14 protein-coding genes and 2 pseudogenes are annotated in these 20341 nt (G+C 64.4%); 13 read left to right on the forward strand and 3 right to left on the reverse strand.

Going from position 1 to position 20341, the window contains the following annotated elements; all coding sequences use genetic code 11:
* The first annotated feature begins 1 nt into the window (after position 1).
* The 7 genes from B4F51_RS05760 to fdhD all read left to right on the forward strand — a co-directional run bounded on the left by B4F51_RS05760 (position 2) and on the right by fdhD (position 10457).
* Complete coding sequence (locus B4F51_RS05760) at positions 2 to 1153, forward strand: efflux RND transporter periplasmic adaptor subunit (protein WP_296224132.1); 1152 nt, start codon at positions 2 to 4, stop codon at positions 1151 to 1153.
* On the forward strand, positions 1150 to 4245 hold the full coding sequence (locus B4F51_RS05765) for an efflux RND transporter permease subunit (protein WP_296224133.1): 3096 nt from the start codon (positions 1150 to 1152) through the stop codon (positions 4243 to 4245). Before B4F51_RS05760 ends, B4F51_RS05765 begins: the two co-directional genes overlap by 4 nt.
* Before the next feature lie 180 nt (positions 4246 to 4425).
* Positions 4426 to 4869 (forward strand): Hpt domain-containing protein, encoded by a 444-nt coding sequence (locus tag B4F51_RS05770; RefSeq protein ID WP_296224134.1) that lies wholly within the window; start codon positions 4426 to 4428, stop codon positions 4867 to 4869.
* A gap of 508 nt (positions 4870 to 5377) precedes the next feature.
* Positions 5378 to 7033 carry an OFA family MFS transporter gene (locus tag B4F51_RS05775; protein ID WP_296224135.1) on the forward strand — a complete coding sequence of 552 codons (1656 nt, stop codon included), beginning with the start codon at positions 5378 to 5380 and terminating at the stop codon, positions 7031 to 7033.
* A 27-nt stretch (positions 7034 to 7060) separates the two neighbouring features.
* Positions 7061 to 9400, forward strand: a complete 2340-nt coding sequence (locus B4F51_RS05780) for an FdhF/YdeP family oxidoreductase (RefSeq protein WP_296224136.1) — start codon at positions 7061 to 7063, stop codon at positions 9398 to 9400.
* Complete coding sequence (locus B4F51_RS05785) at positions 9400 to 9645, forward strand: MarR family transcriptional regulator (RefSeq protein ID WP_296224137.1); 246 nt, start codon at positions 9400 to 9402, stop codon at positions 9643 to 9645. Before B4F51_RS05780 ends, B4F51_RS05785 begins: the two co-directional genes overlap by 1 nt.
* Positions 9642 to 10457: a formate dehydrogenase accessory sulfurtransferase FdhD gene (fdhD, locus tag B4F51_RS05790; protein ID WP_296224138.1), complete on the forward strand. Its 816-nt coding sequence runs from the start codon at positions 9642 to 9644 to the stop codon at positions 10455 to 10457. The genes B4F51_RS05785 and fdhD overlap by 4 nt, the downstream gene beginning before the upstream one ends.
* A 24-nt stretch (positions 10458 to 10481) precedes the next feature.
* On the opposite strand, the gene B4F51_RS05795 is transcribed toward fdhD, so the two are convergent.
* Entirely contained in the window at positions 10482 to 12380 is a 1899-nt protein-coding gene (locus B4F51_RS05795; protein ID WP_296224139.1) for a potassium transporter Kup, read from the reverse strand.
* A 354-nt stretch (positions 12381 to 12734) separates the two neighbouring features.
* Here B4F51_RS05795 and B4F51_RS05800 point away from each other — a divergent pair, with 354 nt between their 5' ends.
* Together B4F51_RS05800 and B4F51_RS05805 are read left to right on the forward strand one after the other, a co-directional pair.
* Positions 12735 to 12938: a cold-shock protein gene (locus B4F51_RS05800; protein WP_045220077.1), complete on the forward strand. Its 204-nt coding sequence runs from the start codon at positions 12735 to 12737 to the stop codon at positions 12936 to 12938.
* A 215-nt stretch (positions 12939 to 13153) separates the two neighbouring features.
* Entirely contained in the window at positions 13154 to 13360 is a 207-nt protein-coding gene (locus B4F51_RS05805) for a cold-shock protein (protein WP_296224140.1), read from the forward strand.
* A gap of 76 nt (positions 13361 to 13436) precedes the next feature.
* On the opposite strand, the gene B4F51_RS05810 is transcribed toward B4F51_RS05805, so the two are convergent.
* Positions 13437 to 14972 carry a CoA-acylating methylmalonate-semialdehyde dehydrogenase gene (locus B4F51_RS05810; RefSeq protein WP_296224141.1) on the reverse strand — a complete coding sequence of 512 codons (1536 nt, stop codon included), beginning with the start codon at positions 14970 to 14972 and terminating at the stop codon, positions 13437 to 13439.
* 1 nt (position 14973) lies between these two features.
* The gene (locus tag B4F51_RS05815; RefSeq protein WP_296224142.1) at positions 14974 to 16311 is read right to left on the reverse strand and encodes an aspartate aminotransferase family protein; all 1338 of its coding nucleotides are present in this window, start codon (positions 16309 to 16311) and stop codon (positions 14974 to 14976) included.
* Positions 16312 to 16443: 132 nt separating this feature from the next.
* Here B4F51_RS05815 and B4F51_RS05820 point away from each other — a divergent pair, with 132 nt between their 5' ends.
* The 4 genes and pseudogenes from B4F51_RS05820 to B4F51_RS05835 all read left to right on the forward strand — a co-directional run bounded on the left by B4F51_RS05820 (position 16444) and on the right by B4F51_RS05835 (position 20328).
* Positions 16444 to 17847 (forward strand): PLP-dependent aminotransferase family protein, encoded by a 1404-nt coding sequence (locus B4F51_RS05820; RefSeq protein WP_296224143.1) that lies wholly within the window; start codon positions 16444 to 16446, stop codon positions 17845 to 17847.
* Between the two features lie 228 nt (positions 17848 to 18075).
* Positions 18076 to 18219 (forward strand): annotated as a pseudogene (locus tag B4F51_RS05825) (acetoacetate decarboxylase family protein); the annotation flags it as partial.
* A gap of 45 nt (positions 18220 to 18264) precedes the next feature.
* A complete protein-coding gene (locus tag B4F51_RS05830; protein WP_296224144.1) occupies positions 18265 to 19050 on the forward strand; it encodes a 3-hydroxybutyrate dehydrogenase in 786 nt (261 codons plus the stop codon).
* A gap of 26 nt (positions 19051 to 19076) precedes the next feature.
* Positions 19077 to 20328, forward strand: a pseudogene (locus B4F51_RS05835) (DUF3734 domain-containing protein).
* The last annotated feature ends 13 nt before the right edge of the window (positions 20329 to 20341 follow it).

A 20341-nucleotide genomic window follows, 5' to 3' on the forward strand; every position in this document is an offset into this window, starting at 1 on the left:
CATGAAGAAGCTCTCAGCCCCCGTTGTCCTGATCGCCCTGGTGGCGGCCGTTGCCGTCGGCGTGTTTGCCGGGCGCCGCTGGCCGGCTGCCGTCGCGCCCTCCGAAGCCACCAAGCCTGCCGCCAATGCCGCGTCCGCGCCGGCTGCCGCTGCCCGCCCCAAGCCGGATGCCGTGGAAATCCCCCAAGGGGGCTTCGACCCGCAGCAAGTGCAGGTCGCCCAGGTCGGCCAGCTTTCTGTGCCGGTCGAACTGTCCACGCCGGGCAAGCTGGCCTACAACGCCGAGCGCACCAAGCTGGCCTCGGCCCGCGTGGCCGGCCGCCTGGACCGCATCCTCGTCTTCGAAGGTGCCCTGGTGCACGAGGGCCAGCCGCTGGCAGAGCTGTACGCGCCGGATTTCATCTCGGCCCAGAAGGAATATCTGTTGGCGCTGAACACCGCACGGCAGCTCAAGAGCTCCAACATGAAGGACCTGCAGGAAGATGCGGAAGCGACCGTGCAATCCGCCGCCGGCCGCCTGCACGTGCTGGGCTTGAGCAACGACGAGATCGCCCAGATCGCCAAACGCGGCACGCCCGCCGAGCACCTGACGCTGCGCGCGCCCATCTCGGGCACCATCGTCAAACGCAATATGGACCCGGGCGCCTTCCTGAACGTGGGCGACTCGTTCATGAGCATCGTCGATACGCGCTTGCTGTGGTTCACCGGCAATGTGTATGAGCACGACATTGCCAGCGTGCGCGTCGGCCAGCCGATTTCGCTGCATACGTCGGCCTATCCGGATCGTGAATTCGTTGGCCGCGTGAGCTTTATCGCGCCCAGTATCGACCCGGCCACGCACACCCTCACTGTGCGCAGCGACGTGCCGAACCCCGATGGCCTGCTGCGCCCCGAGATGTACGCCACCGCGCGCGTCCAGACCGGCAGCGGCCAGGCCACGGTCGTGCCCAAGTCCGCCCTGGTGAAAGACCACGGCCGCTACTACGTGATCGTGCAGAGCGATGCCAAGCACTTCAAGCGCGTGGAGGTGCAAGGCCGCGACACCGGCACCGACGGCAGCTTTGCCGTCACCGCGGGGCTCGAGGCTTCGTCTCAGGTGGTGGTGCGCGGTGCCGCGCTGCTCAACGAGATGATCGTGAAGGCGGGGGCGTGATGTTCAACCCGATCGCGGGCATTCTCAAGCGGCGGCTGCTGATCGTCTTCCTGGCCGTCGCGCTGCTGGTGGCGGGCGTGCTGTCGTTCCGCGAACTGCCGCTGCAGGCATATCCGGGCGTGGCGCCGCTGTCGGTGCAGGCCATCACGCAGTGGCCCGGCCGCAGCACGACCGAAGTCGAGCAGCAGATCACCATCCCCATCGAAAACGCCCTGGCCGGCGTGCCCGAAGTGCAGTCGTTCCGTTCGGTTTCGCTGTTCGGGCTGTCGGTGGTGACGCTCAAGTTCAAGGAAGGCACCGACAGCTTCAAGGCGCGGCAGAACTTCTCGCAGTACCTGGCGTCGGCCAATCTGCCGACCGGCGTGCAATCCGCGCTGAGCCCCGACTCCGACGCCACGGGCGAGATCATGCGCTTCCGCCTGGTGGGCGATGGCGTCGACCTCACGACCCTCAAGAGCTACCAGGACTACGACATCACCAAGGAGCTCAAGCACGTCCAGGGCGTGGCGGATGTGAGCTCCTTCGGCGGCAAAGTGAAGGAGTACCACATCGTGCCGTCGCCGGCGAAGCTGCAGTCGTACGGCATCACGCTGTCGCAGCTCATCACGGCCATCGGCAACGCAAACAACAACACCGGCGGCAATCTGCTGCGCGATGGCGAGCAGCAGTTCGTGGTGCGCGGCGTGGGCCTGCTGCAGACGGTGGACGACATCCGCAACGTGGTGGTCAATGCAAACAATGGCGTGCCGGTGCGCGTGCGCGACATTGCCGAAGTGGAAGTGGGCAACGTCCAACGCCTGGGCATGATGCAGTACAACGACCAGCCCGACGTGGTGGAAGGCATCGTGCTGCTCAAGCGCGATGCCAACGCCACCGAGGTGCTGGCCAAAGTGCGCGAGAAGGTTGCCGAGCTGAACAACGGCATCCTGCCCAAGTCGATCCAGGTCAAGCCGTTCTACGACCGCCAGGTGCTGCTCGACATCACCATGGGCACGGTGGAACACACGCTGGTGGTGGGCATTGCGCTGGTATTGGCGGTGTTGTTCGTGTTCCTGGGCAACCTGCGCGCAGCGGCAGTGGTGGCGGCGGTGATCCCGCTGGCGCTGTGCGTGTCGTTCATCAGCATGGAGCACTTCCATGTGCCCGCCAACCTGATCTCTCTGGGCGCGATCGACTTTGGCGTGATCGTCGATGCCGCGGTGATCGTGATGGAGAACATCATGCGGCACCTGGAAGAAGGCGCCGAAAAGCTCGATGACGCCATCGTCAAAGCCACCAGCGAAGTGCAGCGCGCGATGATCTTCTCTACGGGGATCATCATCGTGGCGTACTCACCGCTGTTCTTCATCGGCGGCGTGGAAGGCATCATCTTCAAGCCGATGGCCTTTACGATGGGCTTCGCACTGCTGGCCTCCATCGTGCTGAGCCTGACGTTCGTGCCGGCCACCACGTCGTTCGTCTTCGGCAAGACGCTGCACCCGCATTCGCCGGCCTTTATCCAAGCGATCCTGCGCTGGTACAAGCCGCTCTTGCGCCGCCTGATCGCTCGCCCGAAGACGGTGTTTGCCGTCTCCATTGCCGCGCTGGGCCTGACGCTGTACAGCGCCAGCTTCCTGGGCACGGAGTTCCTGCCGACCTTGGAAGAGAACAACCTGTGGCTGCGCATCACGCTGCCCAATACGGTGGATCTGGACTACTCCGCCTCGGTAGCCAACGACCTGCGCACGTACTTCGCCAAGCAGCCCGAGATCCAGAAGGTCTCGGTGCAGATCGGCCGTCCGGACGACGGCACCGACTCCACCGGCGTGTTCAACCAGGAGTACGGCCTGTACTTCGCCCCGCCCGACAAATGGGGCCCGGGCCTGACCAAGGCGCAACTGGTTGATCGCCTGGCGAAGCATCTGGAGAAGATTCCAGGCATCGAATACAACTTTTCACAATACATCCAGGACAACGTGGACGAGGCGCTCTCGGGCGTGAAAGGCGAGAACTCGGTCAAGCTGTTCGGCAACGACCTCGACGTACTTGAAGCCAAGGCCACCGAGATCCAGGCGCAGCTCAAGAAGGTGCAGGGGCTGGTGGACGTCGGCATCTTCCGAGAGTTGGGCCAGCCGACACTGAACGTCACCATCGACCGCCAGGCCGCCGCGCGCTTCAATATCAACGTGAGCGACGTGCAGAACCTTGTGCAGTACGCCATTGGCGGCGCGCCGGTTACGCAAATCCTGGATGGCGAAAAATCGTTCGGGCTGGCCGTGCGCCTGAATCAGCAGTCGCGCGCGTCGTACGACGCCATCCGCGAGCTGCTGATCGACACGCCCGACGGCCAGCACATCCCGCTGTCGATGATTGCCAAGGTGGAAATGACCGATGGCCCGTTCTTCATCTACCGTGAGCTCGGCAAGCGTTACATCGCCATCAAGTTCGGCGTGCGCGGGCGAGACCTCGGCGGCGCGGTGGACGAAGCGCAGCGCATGGTGGGCGACAGTGTGAAGCTGCCCGAGGGCTACACCATCAAGTGGGACGGCCAGTTCAACGAGATGAAGGTTGCCCAGGGCAAGCTGATGGTGATCGTACCGCTAACCATCCTGGTGATCTTCCTGCTGCTCTACAGCACCTTCGGCAACTTCAAGGATGCGCTCATGGTGGTGCTCAACGTGCCGTTTGCCGCCATCGGCGGGCTGCTCGCGCTGCACATCGCCCATGAAACGCTATCGATTTCGGCGGGCATCGGCTTCCTGTCGCTGTTCGGTATCGCCATTCAGGACGGGGTGATCCTGATCTCGTACGTCAACCGTCTGGCGCAATCCGAGAACCTGCATGAAGCCACGGTGGAAGGTGCGGCGCTGCGCCTGCGGCCGGTGATCATGACGGCCATGCTGGCGGGCCTGGGCCTGCTGCCGGCAGCGCTGTCGCACAGCATCGGGTCCGAGGCGCAACGGCCGCTTGCGCTGGTCATCGTCGGCGGCATGGTGACGACGACGATCCTCACGCTGCTGGTACTGCCGGTGGTATTTACGTGGGCCCATCGCCGCCGCGCCACGCCACCGCGCGAGCCGGATGTCACGCCAACGGCAGCCATGCTGCCCTGAGCCGAGCGCTTTCCCACCCTCTCTTCGGGCGTATCGCTTGCCAGGCGATACGCCCGATGTCTTTATGCCGCCCTGCGCAGGTGATGTGACCTTCGGGCGGCAAATTCGGACCAATCTCATGGCGGCAAGCAGGCTCGGCGGGCACAGTGTGCGTCAACATCCAACGCACCGGCCATGCTCATGCAGCCCTCCCAAGACACACACGCTGCCCCGGCTTCCCAGGACGCCTGTCGCGCAACCATCAGCGGCCTGATCCCGTCACAGGTCGTCACAATGTTGACTGAGCTGTTTGGCGACGATCTGCAGCAATGGCGCTTTATCGTCGACCTGTTTGCCGAAACGGTCGAGCAGGATCTCGCCAATCTGGAGAAGGCCATCCACGGTGGCGTGAATGGGCAGATCATCGAGGCCGCCCATCGCATCACCGGCTCGGCCCACATGCTGGGGCACCTATCGATCGGCGACGCCGCACGCGCCATCGAGCGCACCGCGCAACGCGTTGGGCCGTACAACCAGCGCCTGCCTGAGATGCAATCCGCTTTTGTGCACCTGCGGACAGTAGTGGACGAGTTCTGCCGGCAGGCAAGCCGCTGCCCGTGGCCGGATTCAGCGGTTGCCGGCTAACCGCCCGTTGTGCTCGGCCCAGCCGCCGGTTGAGCCGCATCGGCACAATGCCGACTGCGATGCCGCCCAAGCCGATCAGGTTGGTCGCCCAATCGAACGTCCGCATGCTGTCGGCCGCGACGCACCACAGGAACAGCGCGACGGATGCGTATTTGTCGTGTTGGTCGCTATTCGCCACCTCCGCTGTCCGGGCCGTGCATCTTCCGTCTTCAGTTCGGCATTGGCGCTCCCGGCAACAACATCAAGCGACTTGGTACCCTGAATGAGGGGGCGCGTTGTTTATGTTCTTCGCCACATATCCACGCCTATCTGGCTGCATGTTGCGTAATCCGCAATACAACGGACGTTGGCAACTATTGATGTGAAACATGCCCCGCTTCTATCTTCGCGGGCAACGTCGGCGCAGACCCTCTGCAGCCGGCAGGCACGTCCCGGCCATGACCGGCTCGGCCACACCGCTTCACCACGTAACAACACAGGCACATCAACGCATCCGGGGGGAATTTCGATGTCCGAAGCTGTCCTGCATCCATTTTTTTCGCGCGAGCGCGCCGTCGCGGCGGTGGGGTTCAACCGCTGGCTGGTGCCGCCCGCCGCTCTGGCCATCCATCTGTGCATCGGCATGGCTTATGGCTTTTCCGTGTTCTGGCTTCCGCTCTCACGCGTGCTGGGCGTGTCGCAGGCGCACACCTGCGGCGCGGATGTCTCGCTCGTCGCCGAGCTGTTCGCCACCACGTGCGACTGGCGCCTCTCCAGCCTGGGCTGGATGTTCACGCTGTTCTTCGTGTTCCTGGGTGTCTCGGCTGCCTTGTGGGGCGGCTGGCTGGAACGCGTCGGCCCGCGCAAGGCCGGCGTGGTCTCGGCGGTGTGCTGGAGCGGCGGGCTGTTGATCTCGGCGCTGGGCATTCAGATGCACCAGTTGTGGCTGCTGTGGGTCGGCTCGGGCGTGATCGGCGGCATCGGCCTGGGGCTGGGCTACATCTCGCCGGTGTCGACGCTGATCAAGTGGTTTCCGGACAAGCGCGGCATGGCCACGGGCATGGCCATCATGGGCTTCGGCGGCGGCGCGATGATCGGTGCACCGCTGGCAGACCGCCTGATGAAAGGGTTTGCCACGCCAGAATCGGTGGGCGTGTCGCAAACGTTTATCGTGCTGGCCGGCATCTACTTCGTGTTCATGATGGCGGGCGCCCTGGGCTACCGCCTGCCACCTGCCGGCTGGAAACCGTCAGGCTGGATGCCCTCGCCCGCCAAGGCCCTCGACACCATGGTCACGCATCGCCACGTGCACGTGAACCAGGCGCTGAAGACGCCGCAGTTCTGGCTGATCTGGGCCGTGCTGTGCCTGAATGTGTCGGCGGGCATCGGCGTGCTGGGCATGGCCTCGCCGCTGCTGCAGGAGGTGTTCGGCGGCAAGCTGCTGGGCGTGACGGCGTCGTTCACCGAGCTGAGCGCCGCGCAGAAGGGCCAAATCGCCGCCATCGCGGCAGGCTTCACGGGCCTGCTGAGCCTGTTCAACATCGGCGGCCGTTTCTTCTGGGCATCGCTATCGGATCGACTGGGCCGCAAGACAACCTACGCAATCTTCTTTGCGCTGGGCTTTGTCCTGTATGCGTCGGTTCCGTGGACCTCGCACACCGGCAACATCGCGCTGTTCGTGCTGGCCTTCTGCGTGATCCTGTCGATGTACGGCGGAGGCTTTGCCACCGTGCCGGCCTACCTAGCCGACATGTTCGGCACGCAAATGGTGGGGGCCATCCACGGCCGCCTGCTGACTGCATGGTCGACTGCCGGCATCCTGGGGCCGGTGCTGGTGAACTATCTGCGTGAATACCAGATCGCGCACGGCGTGGAACGTGCAGCCGTGTACGACATCACGATGATGATCCTGGCCGGCCTGCTGGTGCTGGGCTTCATCTGCAACCTGCTGGTGCGCCCGGTTGACCCGAAGCATTTCATGACCGAAGAACAATTCGACGCGCAGCGCCACGCTGCTGCCTCCAAGAGCCTGACGCCGTCGGTCACCGCGCCGGAAACGTCGCTGGAATGGAAGGCACACCCTGGCTCGGCGATCACCGTCGTGCTGGCCTGGGCAGCCGTGGGCCTGCCGTTGGGCTGGGGGGTTTGGATTACACTCCAGAAAGCTGTCGTTCTGTTCTCATAACGCCCAAAATCCAGCCGCCCCGCCACCATGAAGCACCAGAAAATCGAGTTTTACCGTCATCCGGCCGGTGGCTGGGGCGCGCTCAAGAGCGTTGCACATCAATTGCTGTCGCAGGGCATCGCGGCCAAGGGCGCCAAGACGATGCTGTCGGCCAACCAGCCCGACGGCTTCGATTGCCCCGGCTGCGCCTGGCCCGATCGTGACCACGCCTCCACGTTCGAATTCTGCGAAAACGGCGTGAAGGCCGTGGCCGCTGAGGCCACCGCCCGCCGTACCACGCCGGAGTTCTTCGCCCAGCACACCGTGCGCGAACTGGCCGAGTGGTCCGACTACGCGCTGGAAGATCAAGGGCGCCTGACGCACCCGATGGTCTATGACGCGGCCAGCGACAAGTACGTGCCGATCGAATGGGACGCCGCCTTCGCGCTCGTCGCGCAGCACCTGCGTGCGCTGCCCGATCCAAACCAGGCGATCTTCTACACGTCCGGCCGCACCAGCAACGAAGCGGCCTTCCTCTACCAGTTGTTCGTGCGTGCGTACGGCACGAACAACTTCCCCGACTGCTCCAACATGTGCCACGAGCCTTCCGGCACCGGCATGCGGGGCAGCATCGGCGTGGGCAAGGGTACCGTCACGCTGGACGATTTCACCAAGGCCGATGCCATCTTCATCTTCGGCCAGAACCCGGGGACGAACCATCCGCGCATGCTCGGCGAGTTGCGCGAGGCGTCCAAGCGCGGCGCGTCCATCGTGTCGTTCAACCCGCTGCGCGAGCGTGGGCTGGAGCGCTTTGCCGATCCGCAAAGCAAGATCGAGATGCTCACGCTGGGTTCCACGCGCATCAGCACCGAATATCACCAGGTGCGTATCGGCGGCGATCTGGCGACCGTCAAGGGCGTGATCAAACACGTGATCGAGCGCGACGACGCGGCGCGCAGCCATGGCGAACCGGCCATCATCGACCACGCCTTCATCGCCCAGCACACCGGTGGCTTCGACGCGTTTGCCGCCGATGTGCGCGCCGAATCGTGGGCCACCATCGAGGCCGAATCCGGCCTGCCGGAAGCCGAGATCCGCCGGGCGGGCGACACGTACATCAAGGCCGACAGCGTGATCGCCTGCTGGGGCATGGGCATCACCCAACACAAGCACTCGGTGGCGACCATCCAGATGATCGTCAACCTGTTGCTGTTGCGCGGCAATATCGGTCGCCCGGGCGCCGGCGCGTGCCCGGTGCGCGGCCACAGCAACGTGCAGGGCGACCGCACGATGGGCATTTACGAGAAGCCGGCTCCTGCTTTCTTGGATCGGTTGGAAAAGGTGTTCGGCTTTGCCGTGCCGCGCGAACATGGCTACGACACCGTCGGCGCGATTGAGGCGATGCAGCAAGGTGCAGCGCGCGTGTTCTTCGCCATGGGCGGCAACTTCGCGGCGGCCACGCCGGACACCGCCGCCACGTGGGCCGGCCTGCGCCAGTGCGATCTGACCGTACACGTGACCACCAAGCTCAACCGCAGCCACATCGTGCACGGCAAGGCTGCGCTGATCCTGCCGTGCCTGGGCCGCACCGAAGTCGACCAGCAGGCCGGCGGCACGCAAGGCGTGACCGTGGAAGACTCGATGAGCATGGTCCACATGTCGGCGGGCATCAATCCACCGGCCTCGCCGCACCTGCTGTCGGAGCCGGCTATCGTGGCGCGCCTGGCCGAAGCCACGCTGCCCGAAAGCACCATCCCGTGGCGCTGGCTGGTGGAAGACTACGACCGCATCCGCGAGCGGATCGAAGCTGTGTTCGACGACTTTGCCGGCTTCAACGAGAAGATCCGCGTGCCGGGTGGTTTCCGTCTGCGCAACACGGCATCGGAGCGCGTCTGGAACACGCCGTCGGGCAAGGCGGAATTCCACCTGCATGCGATCCCGACCGACACGCCCGTGCATCGCGCCCGCGAGCGCCACGCAGATGCCACCGTCTTCACGCTGGCCACGGTGCGCTCGCACGATCAGTACAACACCACCATCTATGGCATGGACGACCGCTACCGCGGCGTGTTCGGCCAGCGCCGCGTGGTCTTCATCAACACTGAAGACCTGCGCATCATCCGCATGAAAGACGGCGACTGGATCGACATGATCACGCTGTCCGAAGACGGCACCACGCGCCGCGCCGACGGCTTCCGCCTCGTGGCGTACGACATCCCGCGCGGCTGCCTGGCGGCGTATTACCCAGAGACGAATCCGCTGGTGCCGCTCTCTTCCGTGGCCGATCAGGCGCGCACGCCAACGTCCAAGTCGATTCCGGTGATGCTCATGCCAAGCCAGGCCGAACGCTCAGCCGATGCAGCGGCTGCCGCCTCAGCCGAAGCCTGATGTCCGCTCAACCGGCGTGGTCCGCGCTGCAACTGGCGCTGCTGGCAGCATTGCGCGAAACGGAAAGCGGCAAGCCGGTATCGCTGCCCTGGCTGACCAAGCGCGTTGGCGAGCGTGCCAGCACCGTGTTGCGCGCACTGCATCCGCTGGCCGATGCAGGCCTGCTGCGCGTTTCCATGGACGACATGCGCTGGCTGGTCGTCCTGCTTGACCTCGGCCGCACTTTGCCAGATCTCGCTGCATGACCGCACACACCCGCCACCCCGCTGGCCTGCCCGTCGTTTCCACCTCGGCAATACGGCGCACACGGGCCGGCACGCACGAAGATGCCTCCACGGCCGTCGCGGATGAAACGCCGGTGGCGCTCGTCTTCAACGGCATCACGCACGCCGTGATGATGGCCTCACCCGCCAACCTGGAAGAGTTCGCGCTGGGCTTTGCGCTGTCCGAAGGCATCATCGACGGCCGGGTCGACTGGCGCGGCGCTGATGTCGAAACCCACCCGCACGGCATTGAAGTCCACGCTGAAATCGCCTCGCGCTGCTTCGCGCGCTTGAAGGAGCGCCGCCGTGCGCTGGCCGGCCCCACCGGCTGCGGCCTGTGCGGCATTGAAAGCCTGCAGACCTTTGATGAAACGCCCATACCGCTTGTGCACCCAGCGTGGGTCGACATGCTGCCGGATGCACAGGTGCTGGACGCGCTGAACACCATGACCGCGCATCAGCCCGCCAACGCCCTCACAGGTGGCCTGCATGCCGCGGGTTGGGTGCCTGCAAACGCAAACGCTCCGCTGCATGTGCTGGAAGACGTCGGCCGCCACAATGCGCTCGACAAGCTGATCGGCCGATTGGCCCGACTGGGCATTCACCCTGCGGATGGCTTCATCGTCATGACAAGCCGAGCGAGCTTTGAACTGACTCGCAAGTGTGTGCACGTGGGTGCGCCGCTGCTGGCGACAATCTCCGCGCCGTCGTCTTTGGCGATCCGTCACGCCAAAGCCGGGCACCTCGCGCTACTGGCATTCTGCCGGGGCGACAGCGTGACGCGCTTTGCCTGAACCCCGCAACGGCTGGCGCCGCTGCTAGATCTCCACCTTGCTTCCCAGCTCTACCAGCCGGTTAGCTGGAATCCGGAAGAAATCCGACGGTTTCGCGCTGTTGTGCTGCATCCAGGCAAACAGCGACTCACGCCACATCGCCATGCCCGGCAGTGGTGATGGCACCACCGTCGCACGTGTGATGAAGAACGACGTTTCCATGTCTTCGAAAACGACGTTCAGGCGTTCACCGACCATCTTCACGATCTCGTCCACGGCCGGGGTTTCCTTGAAGCCGAAATCCACCACGGCCGTGTAGATGTCTTCTCCAATCGTCTTGATGACCAGGCGCTTGGCCGGCTCCACGTAAGGCACGGCCAGCGTGCGGAAGTGGATGAACAGCACGCGCCTGTGCAGCACGTGGTTGTGCTTGAGGTTATGCAGCAGCGCCAGCGGCACGAACTCCATGCTTGGCGTGAGATACACGGCCGTGCCATCGACGCGATAGGGCGGATGACGCAGCAAGCCCTCCATGAACGGCTCCAGCGGAATCCCGCCCTCCACGTTGCGCGCCTTGAGCAGTTGCGTGCCGGTATGCCACGTCACCATCAGGAAGAAAATCAGGCCACCCAGCAGCAGAGGAAACCAGCCGCCCGCCGCAATCTTCAGCAGGTTGGCGCTGAAGAACGACAGGTCCACCGCCAGGAACACCGCACCAAGGCAGGCCGCCGCCGGCAGGCTCCACTTCCACGCGTTGCGCATCACCACCGTCACCAAGCCGGTTGTCAGCAGCATGGTGGTCGTCACGGCAATGCCGTAGGCAGCCGCCAGATTGTCGGACTTGCCAAACGCCAGCACCACGGCCACCACCAGCAGCAACAGCACGTAGTTGACCACTGGCACGTAGATCTGGCCGATCTCGACATCTGACGTATAGAGAATCTTCATGCGTGGCGCATAGCCCAGATGCACCGCCTGCGCCGTCATCGAGAACGCGCCCGAAATGACCGCCTGCGACGCAATGACGGTGGCGGCCGTGGCCAGCAGCACCATCGGGCCCACGGCCCAGGCCGGCATCAGCAGGAAGAACGGGTTCTGCACGGCGGAAGGCTCGCGCAGCAGCATCGCCCCTTGTCCGAAGTAATTCAGCAGCAGGCACGGCATGGCAATGTAGAACCATGCAAACCGGATCGGGCGCGCGCCGAAGTGGCCCATGTCGGCATACAGCGCTTCGGCGCCGGTCAATGCGAGGAACACCGAGCCGAACACGATGAACGCCTGCACGGTATGCCGGAATCCGAACTCGATGGCGTAAACGGGGTTCAGCGCCACCAGGATCTGCGGAGACTTGACCACCGAAGCCACCCCAAGCAGCCCCAGCAGCATGAACCAGATCAGCATGATTGGCCCGAACAGGCGTCCGACCACATGCGTGCCGTGCTTCTGCAGCAGGAACAGGCCGATCAGCACAACCAGCGCCAACGGCAACACCCACTTCTGCAGTGCGGGCGCCATGATCTCCATGCCTTCAATAGCAGAGAGCACCGAAATGGCGGGCGTGATGACCGCATCGCCATAAAACATGGCGGCGCCCAGCAGACCGAGCAGCATCAGCGTACGGGTGAACCATGCGCTGCCGTGGCTGGCCCGCATGGCCAGCGCAGTCAGCGCGAGGATGCCGCCTTCGCCATTGTTGTCGGCGCGCATGACAAAGACGACGTACTTGATCGACACCACCAGCGTCATCGCCCAGAACAGCATCGACAGGATGCCGAAGACGGTCTGGTCTGAGAACGGAACGCCATGTTCGCGGTTGAAGCATTCCTTTAATGCATACAACGGACTGGTACCGATGTCCCCGAAGACCACGCCGATCGCACCCACCATCGTGGCCATCAACGCGGGTTTTTTTGTGACTGTGCTGGTTGCTGCGGCTGTCGTCATAGTTGGCTGCGACTGGGGCGACTGAGGCACACGCAATTTCCGTGCGCCGTCTGCAGCAACGCCAATCCCTACGCCGGTAGGGTGGGGTGCGGCAGACGCCACTGAAGCTTAGGTGAAAACGCTCGGGTTTGTGCGAGTGTTTGCCCCGATGGCGAGAATGCGCGGGCACTGATGTGCCCCGCTGACATCGCCCCCGCTTGATCTTGACGAGGAAAGCCGCAAAACAGACTTTGACGGGGAGACGCGCCAAGCATATATTCACCAAACGATCGTTTGGCTGATTTGGCCGGGTCTGCCTGCTACATTTTTTTTGGCCGGCAGCCGATCGATTTCTCAACTTCTCGACTCAAGATCATGGCTACTGGTACCGTCAAGTGGTTCAACGACGCAAAGGGTTTCGGTTTCATTACCCCGGACGATGGCGGCGAGGACCTATTCGCACATTTCTCCGCGATCAACATGCAGGGTTTCAAGACCCTGAAGGAAGGTCAAAAGGTGTCGTTTGAAGTCACGCAAGGCCCGAAGGGCAAGCAAGCCTCGAACATCCAGGCGGCTTAATCCGAAGGCCGGGGCACAGGCAAAGCCAAGATCGTCATCGCGATTGCAGGACGGCGCGTCATCCTTTCGGGCAGGAGGTGCGCCGGTCGAAAGCCCCGTGGAAGTCAGGTTGTAAGGGTTGTTCAGTACGTGTTTGCCATCAAGCGGTCGAAGGGCTGCCGAGCGTAGTTGAAATCGGCGCCCCGGTTTGACGAAGTCCCTCTCGGGAGAATGCAATGGCCAGCCGAATTGAAGTGAACGCCGTTCAATATGATCCGCCCGCAGGGGCAGCTGCAGAAATGCATGCTGCCCCTTGTTTTATACGGGATTCGGAAATCCGGCTTGCGAGCGCGCCTGCATTGCATGAAGGTCAGCGCGTGAGTTTCGATATCGAAATCGGCCCCGATGGCGAACCGATCGCCGTGAATATCAAGCCAATATGACACCGCGGTTTCGGTGCCATGTGCGCAAAGAAAAAAGGGAGGCATCGCCTCCCTTCCTCATTGACGCGCGCGCCACTCATTTCGCCGTGGGCATCACAAACTCGGCGCCCTTGGCAATCGAATCCGGCCAGCGTTGCATCACGCTCTTGTAACGCGTGTAGAAGCGCACACCTTCTTCGCCATAGGCGTGGTGGTCGCCAAACAACGAGCGCTTCCAGCCGCCAAAACTATGCCACGCCATCGGCACCGGAATCGGCACGTTGATGCCGACCATGCCCACCTGGATCTGCCGTGCAAACGCGCGGGCCACGCCGCCATCGCTGGTGTAGCACGACACGCCGTTGCCATATTCGTGCGCGTTGATCAGGTCGACAGCTTCCGCAAAGTCGTGCACGCGCACCACTGACAGCACCGGGCCAAAAATCTCTTCCTTGTAGATCGTCATGTCGGGCGTGACATGGTCGAACAGCGTGCCGCCGGTAAAGAAACCTTGCTCGTGACCTGCCACCGTATGGCCCCGGCCATCCACGACCAGCTTGGCCCCCTCTGCCACACCCTTGGCGATATAGCCTTCCACCTTGGCCTTGTGCGGGCCGGTGACGAGCGGGCCCATCTCGCTTTGCGGCTCCATGCCGTTGCCGATCTTGAGCGTCTTGGCACGCTCGGCCAGACGCGGGACGAGCTTGTCAGCGACGTCACCCACCGCCACGGCCACCGAGATCGCCATGCAGCGCTCACCTGCCGAGCCATAGGCGGCGCCGATGAGCGCATCGACGGCCTGGTCGAGATCGGCATCGGGCATGACCACCAGGTGGTTCTTGGCGCCGCCCAGCGCCTGCACGCGCTTGCCGTGCTTGGTGCCTTCCGTGTAGATGTACTCGGCGATGGGCGTGCTGCCGACGAAGGACAGCGCCTGCACATCCGGATGCGCCAGCAGCGCGTCGACGGCATCCTTGCCGCCTTGCACGACGTTGAACACACCGTCGGGCAGGCCGGCCTGCTTGAGCAGATCGGCAATCATCAGGCTCGGGCTCGGGTCACGCTCGCTCGGCTTGAGGATGAACGTGTTGCCGCAGGCCAGCGCCACGGGCGCCATCCACATCGGCACCATGAACGGGAAATTGAACGGCGTGATGCCAGCCACCACGCCCAGCGGCTGGCGCAGGTTCCAGTTGTCGATGCCGCCACCGATGTTGTCGGTGAATTCGGTCTTGAGCAGGTTCGGGATGCCGCAGGCGAATTCCACCACCTCGATGCCGCGCGTGACTTCGCCCTTGGCATCGGAGAACACCTTGCCGTGCTCGCGCGTAATGGCGGCGGCCAGAGCGTCCTGGTTTTGGTCGAGCAGTTCCTTGAACTTGAACAGGATGCGCGCGCGCTTGAGCGGCGAGGTCTCTGCCCAGGCCGGCGCTGCAGCGTGCGCAGCAGCCACAGCGGCATCCACCTCGGCCTTGCCACCCAGCAGCACCTGCGCGCTCACGGCGCCTGTGGCGGGGTTGAACACATCGGCGCTGCGTGGGGTATCACCTGCGGCGCTGCCAGCATGGCGCTGTCCGCCGATGTAGTGGCTGACCACAGATTCAGTCACAGCGGGATCGATCGGTCGGTTCATCTCAAGCTACCTCTTGCAGAACGGTACGAACGGTGTCGAAGATGCGCGCGATCTGCGCCTCGTCGATGATGAGCGGCGGCGAGAACGCCAGGATGTCGCCGGTGTAGCGCACCAGCACGCCGCGCTCCAGGCATTTCAGGAAGACTTCATACGCACGCGCACCGACGGCACCTGGGCGCGATTCCAGCTCGATGCCAGCCACCAGGCCCAGGTTGCGGATGTCCTTCACATGCGGCGCGCCCTTGACCGAATGCGCCGCCGCCTCGAACGCCGGCGACAGTGCGCGAGCGCGCTCGAACAGGCCCTCGCTGCGATACAGATCGATGGCAGCCACAGCGGCCGCCGCAGCCAGCGGGTGTGCGGAATACGTGTAACCGTGGAACAGTTCGATCGCGCCCGGCGCACCGGCATCGATGATGGTGTCGTGCAGCGACTGGCGCACGGCCACGGCACCCATCGGCACGGCGGCGTTGTTGATGCCCTTGGCCATCGTCAGCAGATCGGGCGTGACGCCGAAAAACTCCGATGCCGTGGCCGCACCCAGTCGGCCGAAGCCGGTGATGACCTCGTCGAAGATCAGCAGGATGCCGTACTTGTCGCACAGCGCGCGCAGGCGCTGCAGATAGCCCTTGGGCGGCACCAGCACGCCCGTGGAACCGGCCAGCGGCTCGACGATGACGGCGGCGATGGTCGACGCGTCGTGCAGCGTGACGATGCGCTCCAGCTCGTCGGCCAGATGCTCGCCCCAAGCGGGTTGGCCCTTGGAGAACGCGTTGTGCTCAGGCGCGTGCGTGTGCGGAAGGTGATCCACGCCCGGGATCAGGTTGGCCGAATAGGCCTTGCGGTTGGGCGAAATGCCGCCCACCGAAATGCCGCCGAAGCCCACACCGTGATAGCCACGCTCGCGGCCGATCAGGCGAGTGCGCTGCCCTTCACCACGCGCGCGGTGATAGGCCAGCGCGATCTTGAGTGCCGTATCCACCGCCTCCGAACCGGAGTTGACGAAGAAGATGCGGTTCAACCCCTGCGGCATGATCTCGGCCACCTTCTCGGCGGCGCGGAAAGCCATCGGATGCCCCATCTGGAAGGTGGGCGCAAAGTCCAGCGTGCTGGCCTGCGTGGTGATGGCGTCGACGATCTCCTTGCGGCTGTGGCCAGCGTTGACGCACCACAGGCCTGCCGTGCCGTCCAGCACCTCGCGGCCATCGGCGTCACGGTAGTACATGCCCTGGGCGGACGTGAGCAGGCGCGGCGCGGCCTTGTACTGGCGGTTGGCCGTAAACGGCATCCAGAAATAGGACAGATCGGTGGTTTCCAGCGGGTGCGGTGCAGGTTTCATCGGTGTCTCCGAGAAAGAACAGACAAGCGTCTCGAGCAAACTGTACAGAGTCGAATGCCACGCGGACATGCACAGATGGCGATTCTGTTAGAAACTGTATAGGTGTTTACCGTTTCCATGCCGCATCGCAACATGCAACTTGAACTCGATCCCCATCACCCTCAGCGTACGTTGGTCGACCAGATCGTCCAAGGTATTCGTGCAGCGGTGGACAACCACAGCCTGCTGCCCGGCACACGCCTGCCTTCGGTTCGCAAGCTGGCCCAGGCACACGATGTCAGCACATTTACCGTGGCCGAGGCCTACACGCGGCTGGCCGCGCTCGGCGCCATCGTGGCGCGGCCGCGTTCCGGCTATCTGGTGGCCGCGCGCGCGCCAGCCCAGCCTGCCCCCGTCGCCCCGCGCTGGGAGCCGCCCAAGCTCAACGCCGCCTGGCTGCTGTCGGACGTGTTTGCCGATCGCTCGATCGCGATCAAGCCGGGCTGCGGCTGGCTGCCCAACGACTGGCTGGATGAGCGCGGCGTGCAGGAGGCGATGCGTACCGTGAGCCGCGTCTCGGCGCTGCGCGTGGCAGGTTATGGGCACCCGTGGGGCTACGCGCCGCTAGGGGAGACCGTGGCCGAGTCGCTCACGCTGCGCGGGCTGCCGGTCGAGCGCTCGCAAGTGCTGCTGACTAGCGGCGCAACGCAGGCGCTCGACCTGATCGTGCGCACGCTGTTCAAGGCGGGCGATGTTGTCGCCGTGGATGACCCGGGCTATTGCAATGTGCTCCAGGTGCTCAAGCTGGCCGGTCTGCGCGTGGTCGCCGTGCCGCGCGCGCCGGATGGGCTCGACACGGCGGCATTGGAGACCATCCTGCGTGCCGATGATGCAGAGCGCCCTCGCGCCCTCTTCACCAGTTCCGTGCTGCAAAACCCCACCGGCTCGTCGATGACTGCGCAAAACGCTTACCGCGTGTTGCAACTGGCCGAGCAGCACGGTCTGTGGATCGTCGAGGACGACCTGCACCGCGAACTGGCCGACCCCGCCGCGCCGATGCTGGCCGCGCTCGACGGCCTGCGGCGCACGCTGTACGTGAGCGGCTTCTCCAAGACGATTTCGCCGTCACTGCGCGCGGGCTATGTGGTGGCCGATGCCGCCATCACGCGCGAGCTGGCGCGCACCAAGATGGCCGTCGCGCTCACCTCCTCCGAGATCACCGAGCGCATCGTGCATGCGTTCGTCACCCGCCCCGTCTATGCGGAGCATGTGGCGCGGTTGACTTCGCGGCTGGCCGAAGCGCATGCAGGCGTTGAAGCCATCCTGCGCGAGCACGGCGCCGTGCCGTTCGACACGCCGGGGCGCGGGCTCTTCCTGTGGGCGCGGCTGCCGGGCCATGCGGATGCTGCGGCGCTGGCGGATCGGGCGATCGGCCACAACATCTGGCTGGCACCCGGCCAGTACTTCCGGCCGCATGACGAGGCCAGCCCGTGGCTGCGCTTCAACGTCGCCTATTCCGCCGACCCTGCGCTGTGGGATTTCCTCTCACGCGCCTGAGCGCACTCCACTACGAGGGGCCGTTCGCTGCGCGGCTTCCGGCGGATGGTAGATCACGCACAGGTGTCCCGGCATTCGGTCCATGCATGGGAGGCTTGACCGGCGTGTCACAGAGCCCCGGCAGGATGGGCGCTTGCGTCGCGTGCTTTCCGAGGCACTACCGTTCAGCTTTGTCTATCGTTTCCGAGGCATGACGGTTTCGTGTGGACTGCTGCCACGTCCGGCTGATCGGGCCCCGCCTCGGAACTCGCACATCACGCGCTGGCCCCGGTGGCCGAACTGCCGGTGGCCGAAATTGTCGAAGCTCGGCACATCATTGCAGACCTGACCCTCGGCATGGACGAGGTCGTGTTCGACTATCTCGCCAGGTAAACCGCCGAATCACGCTTCCCCCCCCCAACTTCATGGAGCACAAGCATGTCTGATCTGAAAGGCAAAGTCGCCATCGTCACGGGTGCCGCCAGCGGCATCGGCAAGCAGATCGCCCTCACGCTCGCCAGTTCGGGCGCGGCCATCGCCATCGTGGACCTGAACGAAGACGGCGCCAAAGCCGTCGCCAAGGAAATCACCGATGCGGGCGGCAACGCCATCGGCCTGCGCATGGACGTGACCGACGAGCAGGCAGTGGACAGCGGCATCGACCGCGTGGCCGAAGAACTCGGCTCGGTCGATATCCTCGTCTCCAACGCCGGCATTCAGATCGTCAACCCGATCGAGAATTACTCGTTTGCCGACTGGAAAAAGATGCAGGCCATCCATGTGGACGGCGCTTTTCTGACCACGCGCGCGGCCGTGCGCCACATGTACAAGGATGATCGCGGCGGTGTGGTGATCTACATGGGCTCGGTGCACTCGCACGAGGGCTCGCCGCTCAAGTCGGCGTATGTGGCGGCCAAGCATGCGCTGCTGGGTTTGAACAAAGTGCTGGCCAAGGAAGGGGCCAAGCACAACGTGCGCTCGCACGTGGTGTGCCCGGGCTTTGTGCGCACGCCGCTGGTTGAGAAGCAGATCCCGGAGCAGGCCAAGGAACTCGGCATCAGCGAAGAAGAGGTCGTGAAGAAGGTGATGCTCGGCGATACCGTCGATGGCGTATTCACCACCGTGGAAGACGTGGCTGAAACCGTACGCTTCCTGGCCACCTTCCCGAGCGCGGCGCTGACCGGCCAGTCTCTCGTGGTGAGCCACGGCTGGTTCATGCAATAAGCACGGCGAAGAAGAAAGGAGGAGACATGCCTGCACCCAAACTACGCGTGGCAACCAGCCGTGCCCAGTCCAACGACGCGGCCGAGACGCCCGGCACCTTGCCCCAGCGCATCGACCTGCCGCCGTACGAGAACATCGCACTGGTGCTGCAAGGCGGCGGCGCACTCGGCGCCTACCAGGCCGGTGTGTTCCAGGGGCTGGACGAGGCCGGCATCACGCCGAACTGGATTGCAGGCATCTCCATCGGCGCGTTGAACACCGCCATCATTGCCGGCAACGCGCCCGAGCATCGACAGGCGAAGCTGCGCGAGTTCTGGCAGACCATCACGCAGCCGAGCTTCTCGCCGCCGCTGCCGGACATCCTGGAGAACGCCTGGTTTGACGGCAACGCGCACCTGCGCAAATGGCTGACCGCAATACAGGCGGCCGACACCATCCTCGAAGGCCAGCGCGGCTTCTTCACACCGCGTTTTCCCGCGCCGCTGCCGGCCAACGAAATGGACCCGCTCGACGCCAGCTACTACGACACCACGCCGCTGAAGGCCACGCTCGAGCGCCTATGCGATTTCGACCGCATCAACGACGGCGATATTCGCGTGTCAGTGGAGGCCGTCAACCTGCGCACCGGGAACCTCGAGTGCTTCGACAACACCGAGCGCCGGCTGGGCGCGGAACACTTCCTGGCGTCGGGAGCGCTGCCTCCGGGCTTCCCGCCCGTGCTCATCGACGGATGATTACTACTGGGATGGCGGCGTGGTCTCCAACACGCCGTTGTCGCATGTTCTGCAAAGCACGCCGAGGCGCGACTCGCTCGTGTTCCAGGTGGATCTGTGGAGCGCAGTGGGGCCCGTGCCCGACACCATGATCGGCGTGGCCAGCCGGCAGAAGGACCTGCAATATTCCAGCCGGACTCGGCTCATCACCGACTGGATGGAGCGCGCACAATCGACACGCCGGCTGGTCCGCCAGTTGCTCGACCACCTGCCACCCAAGGAATTCGAGCGCACGCAGTGGTACAAGCACGCGCAGGAGCTGGCCTGTACCAAGCGCTACAACGTCATCCACCTGATCTACGCGGCCAAGGAGCACGAGGGCCCCGGCAAGGACATCCAGTTCGGACCGTCTACCATGCGAGATCACTGGGCCTCGGGCCTGGCGGATATCCGCGAATCACTTTCGCACCCCGGTTGGCTGGCGATGCCGACTGACGAATCCGGCTTCGTCACGCACGACATCCACCGCCATCTGCATGGTGAGCGTCCCGGCAAGCGGCTCTAAGACCGGAGCCGCT

It is taken from the genome of Ralstonia sp. UBA689, assembly GCF_002298975.1.
Lineage (GTDB): Bacteria > Pseudomonadota > Gammaproteobacteria > Burkholderiales > Burkholderiaceae > Ralstonia.

What these genes read in the sequence shown, in the direction of transcription:
- B4F51_RS05760 (WP_296224132.1), top strand. Translation starts at nt 2, where the DNA reads ATGAAGAAGCTCTCAGCCCCCGTTGTCCTGATCGCCCTGGTGGCGGCC.
- B4F51_RS05770 (WP_296224134.1), top strand. Translation starts at nt 4,426, where the DNA reads ATGCAGCCCTCCCAAGACACACACGCTGCCCCGGCTTCCCAGGACGCC.
- B4F51_RS05775 (WP_296224135.1), top strand. Translation starts at nt 5,378, where the DNA reads ATGTCCGAAGCTGTCCTGCATCCATTTTTTTCGCGCGAGCGCGCCGTC.
- B4F51_RS05780 (WP_296224136.1), top strand. Translation starts at nt 7,061, where the DNA reads ATGAAGCACCAGAAAATCGAGTTTTACCGTCATCCGGCCGGTGGCTGG.
- B4F51_RS05785 (WP_296224137.1), top strand. Translation starts at nt 9,400, where the DNA reads ATGTCCGCTCAACCGGCGTGGTCCGCGCTGCAACTGGCGCTGCTGGCA.
- fdhD (WP_296224138.1), top strand. Translation starts at nt 9,642, where the DNA reads ATGACCGCACACACCCGCCACCCCGCTGGCCTGCCCGTCGTTTCCACC.
- B4F51_RS05795 (WP_296224139.1), bottom strand. Translation starts at nt 12,380, where the DNA reads ATGACGACAGCCGCAGCAACCAGCACAGTCACAAAAAAACCCGCGTTG.
- B4F51_RS05800 (WP_045220077.1), top strand. Translation starts at nt 12,735, where the DNA reads ATGGCTACTGGTACCGTCAAGTGGTTCAACGACGCAAAGGGTTTCGGT.
- B4F51_RS05805 (WP_296224140.1), top strand. Translation starts at nt 13,154, where the DNA reads ATGGCCAGCCGAATTGAAGTGAACGCCGTTCAATATGATCCGCCCGCA.
- B4F51_RS05810 (WP_296224141.1), bottom strand. Translation starts at nt 14,972, where the DNA reads ATGAACCGACCGATCGATCCCGCTGTGACTGAATCTGTGGTCAGCCAC.
- B4F51_RS05815 (WP_296224142.1), bottom strand. Translation starts at nt 16,311, where the DNA reads ATGAAACCTGCACCGCACCCGCTGGAAACCACCGATCTGTCCTATTTC.
- B4F51_RS05820 (WP_296224143.1), top strand. Translation starts at nt 16,444, where the DNA reads ATGCAACTTGAACTCGATCCCCATCACCCTCAGCGTACGTTGGTCGAC.
- B4F51_RS05830 (WP_296224144.1), top strand. Translation starts at nt 18,265, where the DNA reads ATGTCTGATCTGAAAGGCAAAGTCGCCATCGTCACGGGTGCCGCCAGC.